We start from the raw sequence: 11940 nt of genomic DNA, 5'->3' as shown, positions 1-11940 counted from the left end.
TGCTGCTGTTCAGCACGTTCTGGGGCCTGGCCGCGGCGTTCGCGCTCTGGTTCAACTGGGGCCACTGGGTGGACCTGTCCCACCACTGGACGCAGCGCGACCTGTTCTGGCGCTACTACAACCAGCGTCAGGCGGGAGAGCCCATCGTCGCGTACATGATGAACTGGCGCGGGGAGACGTTCTACTCGCGCAACACGGTGGAGCAGTTCCGCGCGGGCGACGCCAACACGCGCATGCGCCAGTTCGCGTCGCGGCCGGGGCGCAAGTGGGCGCTGGTGGAGCACAACCGCCTGAACCTGCTGCGAAGCGCGGTGGGTTCCGACAAGGCCGTCACCCTCATCGACCGGGACATCAACAACAAGTTCGTGCTGGTGACCATCGAGTGAGCCGCCCCCTGCCCGCCGCTCGCGTGGAGCCCTCCCGAGGGTGGCATCCGCGTGCGCGGGATACGACCTTCACCTGGATGGCCCGGCAGGCGGAGACCCCTGGCTCTCGGACTGAGGCGGCTGTGCGGCCTGACGCTCCGCGTGCCGGCTGCCGTGCCAGCGCGAGTACACCTGGGTGAACTCCGCCCCGAGGAAGAGCAGCTGCGAGGAGTAGTAGACCCACAGCAGCAGCACCGCGAAGGAGCCGGCGGCCCCGTACGAGGAGGACACGCTGCTCTTGCCCAGGTAGAGGCCGATCCCGAGCTTGCCCAGGCTGAAGAGGAAGCTGGTCACCGCGGCGCCGAGCCACACGTCCTTCCAGGCGACGCGCGTGTCGGGCAGGACCTTGTAGATCATCGCGAAGAGCACCGTGGTCACGGTGAAGGCGATGGCCAGGTTCACGAGCTGCAGGACCGTCTCCCAGCCGGGCATCAGGCCCATGAGGAAGGTGCCGGCTGCAGCCAGCGCCGCGCTCAGCACGAGCGAGACGAGCAGCAGGAAGCCGATTCCCAGCACCATCGCGAAGGAGAGCAGGCGCTGGCGCACGAAGGCGAGCAACCCGTTCATCGGCTTCTTCTTCACCTTCCAGATGGTGTTGAGCGAGTCCTGGAGCTGGACGAAGACGCCGGTGGCGGCGAAGGCGCTCACGAGGACGCCGACGACGGTGGCGAGGATGCCCGAGCTGGGCTTGCTCGCGCTGGCCACCAGGTCCTCGACGACCTTCGCGCCCGCATCGCCGATGAGGCTCCGCAGCTGGTTCTGGATCTCCCCCTGCGCCGCCTCCTGCCCGAACACGAGGCCCGCCACGGCGATGGCGATGATGAGCATCGGCGCCACGGAGAACAGCGTGTAGTAGGCGAGCGCCGCTGCCTGCGCGGGCACGTTGTCGTCCAACCACTCGGACAGGGTCTGCTTCAACAGTGGCCAGACATGGTGCTGTCTCATCGACCCCTCGCTCCCCTGCGGCGGCATGCACGCTGGGATGGAACAGGACGCACCCACCGTCATCGTGACGGCCGTGGACGCGCGCAACAGCCCGCCACCCCTTCCCACGCGAACCTGCCAGGCATCTATTGGGTTTCGAGCATCGGAGTGCCTCCCCTTGTTATCGTGCGCGCCCATGAATGAGCCCACGGCCGTGACGGATCCCCGCATCGGCTCGGTGTTGCAGGAGCGCTACCGCATCATCGAACGGCTCGCCGCCGGTGGCATGGGCATGGTGTACCGGGGCGAGCGGCTGGAGGTGGGCAAGCCCGTCGCCATCAAGTTCCTCCACGCCTGGGCCGCCGGGGACGAGGAGTTCCGCAGGCGCTTCCAGGTGGAGGCGCGCGCCACGAGCCGCCTCACCCATCCCTGCTGCGTGTCGGTCATCGACTTCGGCGTGGACCAGGACTCGCCGTTCATGGTGATGGATTTCGTCACCGGAGAGACCCTGCGGAGCCTCTTGCGCGACGGTCCCCTGCTCCCGGCCCGGGCCCTGGGCACCGTGCGGCAGGTGCTCGCCGGCCTCGCCCATGCCCACGCGCAGGGCATCATCCACCGCGACATCAAGCCCGAGAACATCATCGTCACCCACGCGGAGGGGCTCGGGGAGCAGGTGCGCATCCTCGACTTCGGGCTCGCCAAGCTGCGCGACGAGGTGACGGGCCTCACTTCCGGGATGATGCTGGGGACGCCGTCCTACATGGCCCCGGAGCAGATCCACGGCGAGCCGGTGGGTCCGCCCACGGACCTGTACGCCACCGGCGTGCTGCTCTACGAGCTGCTCACCGGGAAGAAGCCCTTCAACGCCACCAGCAACGCGGAGCTGCTGCGCATGCAGCGCGAGGTGACGCCGCCCCGGTTGCGCGACGCCGCCCCTGACGCGGGCTTCTCCGCGGAGCTCGAAGCGACGCTGGCGAAGGCGATGGAGAAGGCCCCGGGAGAGCGCTTCCAGTCCGCCACGGAGTTCCTGGCCGCGCTCGAAGGGGCCGGGGCGGGTCCGGCGGTGCTTCCCGTAACGCCCGTGACAGGCGATGGGCCGGCGATGCCGCGCTCCTCCTCGCCCACGCCGTCACGTCCCAGGGAGGAAGTGCTCGCGACCCGGAACGTCCGGGCGCAGCCCCGCGCGACGCCGGTGGATCTTCAGGCCGAAGCCCGCCCTCCGGAGCCCCAGGACGAGTCCGAGGCCACGATCCGGTCTGGCCCCATCACGCCCCCGCCCGCCCGGAGCCGCTCGCGCCGGGTGGTGGGAGGCGCGGCGGTGCTCTCCCTGGCCGCAGTGGGCCTTGGCTGGTGGGCGTTGGCGTCAAGGTCCGCGGGCCCGGCGCCAGTGTCCTCGGAGCGCCCGTCGCCCAAGGCCCCGGCGGGTGAGGAAGCGCGGGCGGAGGCTCCGACGGGCGCCACGGTCTGGCAGCCCGTCGTGGAGCAGCTCCCGGGCATCGACGAGGTCCACCGGTTGATCAAGGCGCAGCGACGGGACGCGGCCCTGGCGGCGTTGAAGAAGCTGGCGGCGAAGTACCCGACGAGCGCCTACGTCCGCTACCTGGAGGGAAACGTCGACTTCGACAACCTCCGCTGGGTGGATGGCGTAGCGGCCTACCGGGCGGCGCTGCGCAATGACGCCGCGTACCGCAACGCGCCGGTCGTCATCCAGAACGCCATCGGCTGCCTCGTCAGTGACCGGTTCCACGGCGCCTGCGAGGACTTCCTCCGCAAGGACCTGGGCGAGGCCGCGGTGCCCTCGCTGGAGGATGCGGCCCGCGAGCACCCCATGGCCAGCGTCCGGACCCGGGCCGCGGCGCTGCTCCGCCAGATGGACCGCGATTCCACGGGGGGCTCACGCTGAGCCCCGGGCGGATTGCCTTTTCACCGGATCCATCCACCACGCGGGTCACGACGTCTGGATTACGCACCGCGACGACGTGCTGCGCGAGCTGAAGGCCTCTCACGGTATGTATGCTATGGACGGCTCCGCTGTACTCCACCTCGCGGAACTCCGGAGTGTCCCCATGCGAATCCCCCTTTCTCTCGTCGCTGTCTTCGTCGGCGTTGCCGTCTCTGTTTCGGGTTGCGGCGGCACGTACGAACCCGAGCAGGCCCCCGTGTCCGAGCCCGGCTCCGTCGATGAGCAGCTCCCCGAGGGGAACGTCACGCAGCAGGCCATCTGCTCGCGGCTGTGGACGTGCAATTACGTCAGGTGGTACGGCACCGAGGCCAACTGCGTGGCGGCCTGTGGCACGTCCTGCACGCTTGACTACCGTTGTACTGGCACCTGCGTCTGCCCTTGAGTAACGCCTGTCGGCAGAAGCATCCGTAAGAAGCCCCAGACGCGATGCTGCGCGACCCACACTCGGCGTAAAGTCGTGGCCCTCACTGGAACCTGAGCTGGGGGCCACACCATGAAGCTGATGTCGAGCAGTGCCATCGTGACGGGAGCAGGACAGGGCATCGGTCTGGGAATCGCCGCGCGCCTCATGCGAGACGGCGCCAACGTCCTGCTGTTCGGGCGGACACCGGAGAAGTTGGAGGCGGCCGCCGCGGAGCTCAACCGGGCGGCGGAGGGACGCACCCGGGCCGTGCCCTTCGCGGGAGACGTGGTTCGCGCGGAGGACGTGGCGCGAGCGCTCGAAGTCGCCACGCGTGAGTTCGGCCTCCCGGGCATCCTGGTGAACAACGCCGGAACGGCCACCCTCCGCACGGTGCTCGACTTGCCCGAGGCGGAGTTCGACCAGGTCCTGGCCATCAACCTCAAGGGGCCCTTCCTGTTCACGCAGGCTCTCGCGAAGGCGCTCGTCGCCGCGAAGCAGCCGGGCTCCATCGTCAACATCTCCTCATTGAACCAGACGGCGGTGACGGACGGGCTGTCCCACTACTGCGCCTCCAAGGCGGGGCTCGCGAACTTCTCGAAGGCCGCGGCTTCGGAGCTGGGGCGTTACGGCATCCGGGTGAATGTCGTGGCCCCGGGCGCCATCCGCACCCCCCTGGCGGAGATGGCCGGCCTGGGGACTGGCGCCATGGCGCAGGGCTTCCTCGCCCACACTCCGCTCGGGAAGACGTGGGGCGAGCCGGATGACGTGGCGAAGGTGGTGTCGTTCCTCTGCAGCGACCTCGCGTCCTGGATGACTGGAGACACGCTCGCCGTGGACGGCGGCAATCACATCCGCGGGCTGCACAGCTACGCGGACGCGCTGGGCCTCACCCGGCCCGTCGAGGGCTGAGGCGTGGGGAGCGCCTTTGTGCTGGCGGGAAACACGCGGGCCACGGACGCAATGACAGAACGATGACCAACGCATGGACGTGGGCCCACCCTCGCGTCCATGCGCTTGCGTACCTTGGACACCGTTCCCGTTGCCCGCCGTTCCCTCATGGGGCCACTCCGTGGCCCACGCGCACGGAGGCGCGTCTCGTTCCCGCCATGAACTTCACACTCGCGGATCTGTGGACCCACATGGGTCCGGTCGCACAGCTCATCGTCATCGCCATGGGCGTGATGTCGATGGTGTCCCTCCTCATCCTCGCCGAGCGCACGATCGTCTTCCGCGCTTCCCGCCGCTACTCGCGCAGGTACGCCGCGCAGCTGGGCTCCATGCTCGCCAGTGGCGACTTCGACGCCGCCGCCGAGGCGAAGACGGAGAAGGATGTGGGCTACCTGGGGAGGACCATCCGCGCGGGGCTGACGGCCTACCGCATCTCCGCCACCGACAGTCGTGAGGAGGTCATGGAGTCCGTGGCGCGCAGCCTGGAACGACAGGCGCAGCGCGAGGTCCAGAGCCTCAAGCGCGGCCTGGGCCACCTCGCCACCGTGGGCTCCACTGCCCCCTTCGTGGGCCTGCTCGGCACCACCATTGGCATCGTCACCGCGTTCCAGGAGATGGGCGCCGCGAATTCGGGCGGCATCGGTACCATCTCGACGGGCATCTCCGAGGCGCTCGTCACCACGGCCTTCGGCCTGCTCGTCGCCATCCCCGCGGTCATGGGCTACAACTCCTTGCAGGGCTGGGTGGACGCCCGAGCGGTGGACCTCTCCGAGGCGAGCAACGAGTTCCTCGATGCCGCGTCCCGCGCCCTCAAGCGCACGCGCGGCACCGTGCGGTGAGCCGCACGGCCCACGGCCCCAGCCGTTGCATTCTGCTCACGCGGTAGGGACGTGCGGACACTGACCCGCCAGGGGGGCCTGGGAATAGATCCAGGGCTGGCCACCTCCCTCCCCGAGCCACATGAGCTTCCATTTCCGTTGCGTCTCGCTGTTTGTGCTGGGATTGGCCCTGTGTGAGTTCGGCTGCGCGACCTGCCCACTGGGGACGCCCCCCTCCCCGCGGGATCCGATCGCGGGGGCTTCGCACATCATGAGCTGGAGCAAACCCCAGCGGCTCTCCGCCGGGCCGTCGCTTTCGTGGGAGCACACGCGCGTGGCGGCGGGCCCATCCGGGAGCGCATTCGCCATCTTCGCGCATGCCACGACCCAGAACGCGCCCCATGACTACACAGCGCTCTACGCCAGGCGCTATGCCGCCACGTCCGACACATGGACGTCCGAACAGCCGCTCCAATCCCAACCCGGCAACCTTCTCCGGAGCAATCTGGCCGCGGATGAGCAGGGAAATGCCCTCGCTGTCTGGCTCCAGCAGGCCCCGGCTGGCAACACCTTCTTCGCAAGCCGCTTTTCGGCGGCGACGGGCCAATGGAGCCCCTCGCTACAGCTCACGTTCCCCGTTGACGACACCCCCACCATGCGTCTGGCGATGTCCCCCACGGGCGATGCGGTCTTCGTCTGGACCACGCTCTGCAAGACGCTGTGCAAGCCCGCCGAGCACCGCGTGATGGCCATGCGCTACGCGGTGGCCAGCAACCGGTGGATCCAGCCGCCGGTGCCCCTCAACTCGGCGCGTGACACCCCGTCTCTCTGGCCCGCCGCCGCCCTCGACGCGAACGGCAACGCGCTCGTGCAGTGGCAGCAGGCGGACGCCCGCGGGACCCAGGCCATTCGTGGCGCCTCGTTCAACGCCGACAAGTTCCAGTGGTGTGCCGATTCCACCCTGAGCCGGACGAACTACGGCCCGGCCTCGACGCCCGCCATCGCAATGGACGCAGCGGGCAACGCGATCGCCGTCTGGCCACAGCACGTCGCGACGCTGACCGGCCAGCTGATGCAGGGAATCGATTCACGCCGCTACGACCGTAAGCGCAACGACTGGCAGCCCTCCGAGCGCATCGACTCGCACATCTCCGATTACGGAGGCATGTTCAACCCGTCCATCGTCATCGCGACGAACACGGGCGATGCACTGGCCGGCTGGCTGTACCTTCCCCATCCCCCGCCCCTCACCGGGGCCGCCGAGGGGCGCGTGTACGTCTCGGCGAAGGACGACTGGGACATCCGTCCACGCTTCGACCGCAGCGTCGACCCGAACAACCCGCGGCTGGGAGGCACGGTGCTGGGTGGATTTCCGGTGCTCGCCTCCGACCCGGCCGGTGACCAGGTCGCCTTCTGGGCACAGTCCGACCACACGGCCTGGGCGAGCTACCTCTATGCCCCGGGCAACTTCCGGGCCCCGGAACCCCTGCGGTCCGCGCCGGGAGCTGTCGTGGGCGCCATCACGGGGGCCATCGACCTCAATGGGCATGCAACGGCGGTGTGGATTGAGAACGCCGCGGATGGCGACAGCCTCTGGGTCGCTCGCTACCAGTAGCCCTGTCGTGCCCCCCTGGGCCGGCGTCCAGGTCCCCCCGGCTCCCGGAGCCCCTGTCGCCCAGGCAGGCAGCCGGTCCAGGAGCGGAAAGTGGGCGGGTGAACCCTTCCGCGGCCCTGTCAGGAGGGCCCGGGAGCCCCGTCCGAAGTTCTTGCGGTCACGGCCCTGGCCCGGTATACGGGCGGGGCTTCACGGCCAGGTAGCTCACCTGGTTAGAGCGGCGGTCTCATAATCCGCAGGTAGTCAGTTCAAGTCTGACCCTGGCCATCAAGCAGCCCCGGAGTCACTTTCCCAAGTGATTCCGGGGCTTTTTTTATTCCGAGGCGCCCGCCCGTCCCCCTTCCGGGGGATTGTCAGGTCCCCTCCCGGCACGGTCCGATTCCCCTTGTCCCGACGCGCAGCACCCATGCTTCGGGGGGAGTCCGCAAGATGCTGGACGAGGAAATCGACTCGAAGGCCCGGGCCGCGGCCGTCCGCTGGGCCCGCTGGCGGCTGGGCCCCCTTGGTTTTGCGGACCTCATCACCCGGGTCGACGCGTCCATGCTCCGCTACGGGCGGCTCGTCACCCGGTATGCCGTCCGCACCGGCACCTGGGCGGAGGAGGCCTACGCGGGCGGTACGAACACGGCCCGGAGCTCCCGCGCCACGCCGCCGGTCTCGCTCGACACGCTGAACCTGTGGAGCGCATCTCCGGAGGCCCTGGCGGAGCAGTCGTCGCACGTCGCCGCGTGTGGGAGCTGCCAGGGCTCGGGACAGGTGACGTGCCCCACGTGCAGCGGCACCCTGCGTGCGGCCTGCTCCGGCTGCGGTGGGTCCGGCCGGCGGATGAGCCGGGCGCGCAAGAGCTACCGGATGGTGAACTGCTCCGAGTGCCGGGGAAAGGGCACGAAGAAGTGCATCCGCTGCACGAAGGGCATGGTGGGCTGTCGCACCTGCCGGAGCTCGGGGGCGCTTCGCCGGTGGCTGAAGGTGTCGACCGTCGAACGCACCCAGGTGCGTACGTGGCCGGAGGCGAAGGCCCTCTCCGCGCACAAGGGCCTGTTGCAGGATTCAAAGCGGGCCCTCCAATGGCCGGGGGCGAGCACCCTTGCCTCCGTGGAGCACCCAGGTCCCCTGCCCCTCTCCGCGCTGGGCGAGCAGGCCCTTTCCGCGGGCTTCCTTGCCGCGCGGTCCTCCCTGGAGCCCGAACTCGAACCGCTGCGAGGCCGAATCCTTTCCCAGACACTGGATGTCTTTGAAGCCCCGTCCGCCACCGTCGGTTTCGAGTTCGCGGGCAGGCCCGGGTTCATCCACCTGTTGGGACACGACCTCCGCCCCACCGACGCTCGCGACACCTCCGCGTTCCACAGGCGCGTCGGAGCCCTGATGGGCGTGGCCATGGCGGGCTTCTTCGCCCTGCCCTTCCTGTTCTCAGCATTCACCGGGCGGCACGCTTTCTACGCGGAGCCGGAGCAGGGCTTGCTCCCCGCGTTGGCGGTCATGGGACTCTGGCCCGGGACCTGGTGGTGGACCGCGACCGCGCTGCGCCGTCGACGCGCCGGGGGCGCGAAGTCCCCCGCGCGCTGGCATGACCGCATTGGCATCAGCCTCACCGCGGTCTGCGCGCTCGTCTTCGCGGGATGCTTCCTCTTCATCCGTCCTTCAGTCCCGGAGCTGGCCCGCCTGACGGCCGCGGGCCAGCTCCGTGAAGCGGAGCTGCATGCGGACCTGCTGGAGGCCAGCGGCGAATCCAGCCCCGAGTACATCGAGGCGCGGAACGCCTTCGTGCTCGCGCGCATCCAGGGCATGGACAATCGCGACGCCGTGAAGTTCATCCGCCATTACGCGGGCTCCGGAAAGGGCACCGAGCTTCTGGAGGCAGCGTGCGTGAAGCTGCGCGAGGCCTGGGCACGGTCCGCGATGGAGCGTGGTGAAGAGGAACCGGTGGAAGCGGAGCTGGCGGCCATGTCGTCTGAAAGGGCTCCTGCGTTCATCAGGGACGGGCTTCGGACGAAGCTGGAGGACCTCCGCGTCGCGAAGGGCAAGGCCGAGCTGGAGAAGGGCGAGTTCACGAACGCCATCCAGGTGCTGACACGCATCAAGGCGCCCATGTTCGCCTCCGAACGCCCGGAGCCGCTTCTCGCGCGGGCCTATCTGCTTCAGGAACACGCATGCCCTGGCCGCAATGTGCAGTGCCGGGCCCTGGCGCTGCGCAGCGCCGCGGCGGTGGACCCAGGGGAGACTGCCCGGACGGCGCTTGCGTCCTTCCGCGCCGCGGAGCTCACCCGGCTGAACCGGGCCACGCATGGTTCGAACGTCCTGGGCCTCGCGATGCGGGAGCTGCGGGTCGCGGACGCGGACTCGGCCGCCCTGCTCTCCGTGTTCGAAGGTGACGCGGAGCTGACCGCCGCGCGAAGCCAGCTGCTCGGCCGCAAGGAGGAGTTGCTGCGTGGCCGCTTCGCTCTCGGGGAGCCCGTGGAGGTCGCCCATGCACTGCTGGGCCCGAACGGCTTGGAAATGCATCGCTCCGATGTGTTCCGGGTCGTGGACGCGCCCGCCGATACGCTCACATACCTCTTCATGGATGAGCACATGACCCACGGCCTCTATGTCACCACGCCGAAGCATGGTCTGCAGGGGCTGTCACCCGCGGCACTTCAGCAGACCGTGAAGCGCTTCACGGGACTGGAGCTCTCCGCGAAGGACCTGGTGCATTCCGGCACGGGCGTGGCCCACGTCCCGGTGCGCATCGGGCGGCATGCGGCCCTGCTGGGATGGTACGACGGTACCTTGGTGGAAGCGCAGATTGGACGGGTGGAGCCATGAGACGCGGCAGGCAGGTGGTGCTGGGGATGAGTGTCGTCGCCGGGTTGGTGTGCTCAGCACTTGCGTGGGCGCATCCGGGACGGACCAACAGCTCCGGCTGTCACAACAACCGGAGAACGGGCGACTATCACTGTCATGGTGGCGGAGGAGGCGGCGGCGGAGGGGGTTGGAGTGCCCCCTCGGAGACGCCCACGCACGTCCAGGTCATCGCCATTCCGCGCGCTCGGGTGTGGATTGACGGCAAGTTCGTGGGGATGTCCCCGACACCAGTGGTCCGCGTCGACAGTACGACGGTCCAGGTGCGACTGGAGCATGCCGCACTGGACTCCCATGAGACCACCGCGACGCTCGAACGGGGTGTGACGACCGCCCTGACGGTGAGGTGGTAGGCAGGCCGAAGGGCCTGCGTCCCGGGGGCGGAACGTCCACGTCCGAAAACGGCCAGACATCCGGAGCCCGCCGTGGGACCTTCCCCTCATGGATGGCCTGGATCCCACCGCCTGCTACCGCGCGTTGACGACGCGGGACTCCCGCTTCGACGGGCGGTTCTTCACCGCAGTGAAGACGACGCGCATCTACTGCCGCCCCATCTGCCCGGCCCGCGCGCCCCGCTTCGAGAACTGCACGTTCTACCCCACCGCCGCCGCCGCCCAGGAGGCCGGCTTCCGGCCCTGCCTCCGCTGCCGGCCGGAGACCTCTCCTTCCCTGGCGCCCTGGCGCGGCACCTCCGTCACCGTCTCGCGCGCCCTGGCCCTCATCGCGGACGGCCTGCTCGACGCCGAGGACGCCAGCGTCGACGTCCTGGCCGGCCGGCTCGGCGTCGGGGACCGGCAGCTGCGGAGGCTGTTCCAGCAGCACCTGGGTGCCTCGCCAGTCGCCGTGGCCCAGACGCGCCGCGTGCTCTTCGCGCGCCAGCTCATCCATGAGACGTCCCTGTCCATGGCCGAGGTCGCCCTCGCCTCCGGCTTCGGCAGCGTGCGGCGCTTCAACGCCGTCTTCCAGTCGCTCTACGGCCGTCCCCCGGGCGTCATGCGCCGGGCCCGCGTGGCGCCCGCGGCCACCGCCGTTCCCACGGTGACGCTCCTCATCCCGTACCGGCCCCCCTACGACTGGGACGCGCTGGTGACCTGGCTGACAGCGCGCGCTCTCACCGGCATGGAGCACGTCGAGCCGGGCCGCTATCTGCGGACCTTCACGAACGCCTGGGGCCAGGGGGCCGTGGAGGTGTCCCCTGCTTCGGGGCTCGACGCCCTGCGAGCCACCCTGCGCGTCAGTGACGTGCGGATGCTCCCCTCCGTCGTCGCCCAGGTCCGGCGCGTCTTCGACGTGGGCGCGGACGTGGAGGCCATCCGCGCGCACCTGTCGGCGGATGCCCTGCTCGCGCCGCTGCTCGCCGCGCGGCCCGGCCTTCGCGCCCCGGGCGGCTGGGACGGCTTCGAGCTGGCGGTCCGCGCCATCCTGGGCCAGCAGGTGACGACCACCGCCGCGCGGCAGCTGGGGCAGCGGCTTCTGGACAGGCAGGGTGAAAACCTGGACCCGACGCTCACCGGCGATGCCCGTCTCCTGCGCGCCTTCCCCCGTCCCGAAGCCCTCGCCACGGCGGACCTCACCGGCATGGGCATGCCGGCTGCTCGAGCCCGGGCGCTCTCCCAGCTCGCCGCGGCGGCCGTGGCGGATCCCACGCTGTTCCAGCCCGGCCCGTCGCTCGCGGACACCGTCGCCCGCTTCACGCGCCTGCCAGGCATCGGCGAATGGACCGCCCAGTACATCGCCCTCCGCGCCGTCCGGGAGACGGATGCCTTTCCCGCCTCCGACGTCGCGCTGCTTCGCGCCGCGACGGAACCCGGGGGGCCGCGTCCCACGCCCGAAGCGCTCCTCCAACGCGCCGAAGCCTGGAGCCCGTGGCGCGCGTATGCCGCCCAGCACCTCTGGACCTCGGTGGCCCTCCAGGGCCGTGAGCCCAGGCAGGACGCGCCCTCTCCGACCAGAACCCGGGCGCGGTCCTCACGCACCGATGCCCGCCCCGCCTCCCCTCCTTC

Annotated in this window: 9 protein-coding genes, 1 tRNA gene and 1 pseudogene; 10 read left to right on the top strand and 1 reads right to left on the bottom strand. The window is 69.9% G+C overall.

Annotated features, from left to right (window positions below; genetic code table 11):
* Nucleotides 1-386: pseudogene (locus D7W79_RS29915) on the top strand (ArnT family glycosyltransferase); the annotation flags it as partial.
* Between the two features lie 69 nt (nt 387-455).
* Here D7W79_RS29915 and D7W79_RS29910 read toward each other — a convergent pair.
* A complete protein-coding gene (locus tag D7W79_RS29910) occupies nt 456-1370 on the bottom strand; it encodes a YihY/virulence factor BrkB family protein (protein ID WP_120528785.1) in 915 nt (304 codons plus the stop codon).
* A 175-nt stretch (nt 1371-1545) separates the two neighbouring features.
* Here D7W79_RS29910 and D7W79_RS44320 point away from each other — a divergent pair, with 175 nt between their 5' ends.
* The 9 genes from D7W79_RS44320 to D7W79_RS29865 all read left to right on the top strand — a co-directional run.
* The gene (locus D7W79_RS44320; RefSeq protein ID WP_167497753.1) at nt 1546-3252 is read left to right on the top strand and encodes a serine/threonine-protein kinase; all 1707 of its coding nucleotides are present in this window, start codon (nt 1546-1548) and stop codon (nt 3250-3252) included.
* A 163-nt stretch (nt 3253-3415) separates the two neighbouring features.
* Entirely contained in the window at nt 3416-3694 is a 279-nt protein-coding gene (locus D7W79_RS29900; RefSeq protein WP_120528784.1) for a hypothetical protein, read from the top strand.
* A 111-nt stretch (nt 3695-3805) separates the two neighbouring features.
* Nucleotides 3806-4624, top strand: coding sequence for an SDR family NAD(P)-dependent oxidoreductase (locus tag D7W79_RS29895; RefSeq protein ID WP_120528781.1), 819 nt, complete (start codon nt 3806-3808; stop codon nt 4622-4624).
* Nucleotides 4625-4821: 197 nt separating this feature from the next.
* The gene (locus tag D7W79_RS29890) at nt 4822-5502 is read left to right on the top strand and encodes a MotA/TolQ/ExbB proton channel family protein (RefSeq protein WP_120528780.1); all 681 of its coding nucleotides are present in this window, start codon (nt 4822-4824) and stop codon (nt 5500-5502) included.
* A 250-nt stretch (nt 5503-5752) separates the two neighbouring features.
* Nucleotides 5753-7096, top strand: coding sequence for a hypothetical protein (locus D7W79_RS29885; protein WP_147442125.1), 1344 nt, complete (start codon nt 5753-5755; stop codon nt 7094-7096).
* Between the two features lie 193 nt (nt 7097-7289).
* Nucleotides 7290-7363 (top strand) — tRNA-Ile (locus D7W79_RS29880).
* A 162-nt stretch (nt 7364-7525) separates the two neighbouring features.
* On the top strand, nt 7526-9901 hold the full coding sequence (locus tag D7W79_RS29875; RefSeq protein WP_120528778.1) for a DnaJ-like cysteine-rich domain-containing protein: 2376 nt from the start codon (nt 7526-7528) through the stop codon (nt 9899-9901).
* Nucleotides 9850-10290, top strand: coding sequence for a YHYH domain-containing protein (locus D7W79_RS46110; protein ID WP_369127243.1), 441 nt, complete (start codon nt 9850-9852; stop codon nt 10288-10290). Before D7W79_RS29875 ends, D7W79_RS46110 begins: the two co-directional genes overlap by 52 nt.
* An 88-nt stretch (nt 10291-10378) precedes the next feature.
* On the top strand, nt 10379-11940 hold a 1562-nt coding region (locus D7W79_RS29865), incomplete at its 3' end, for an AlkA N-terminal domain-containing protein (protein ID WP_244222042.1).

The organism is Corallococcus exercitus (genome assembly GCF_003611585.1).
In the GTDB taxonomy this organism is placed as follows: domain Bacteria; phylum Myxococcota; class Myxococcia; order Myxococcales; family Myxococcaceae; genus Corallococcus; species Corallococcus exercitus.
The sequence above is the reverse complement of the archived record's forward strand: the minus strand, read 5'-3'. Positions and strand labels throughout refer to the sequence as shown.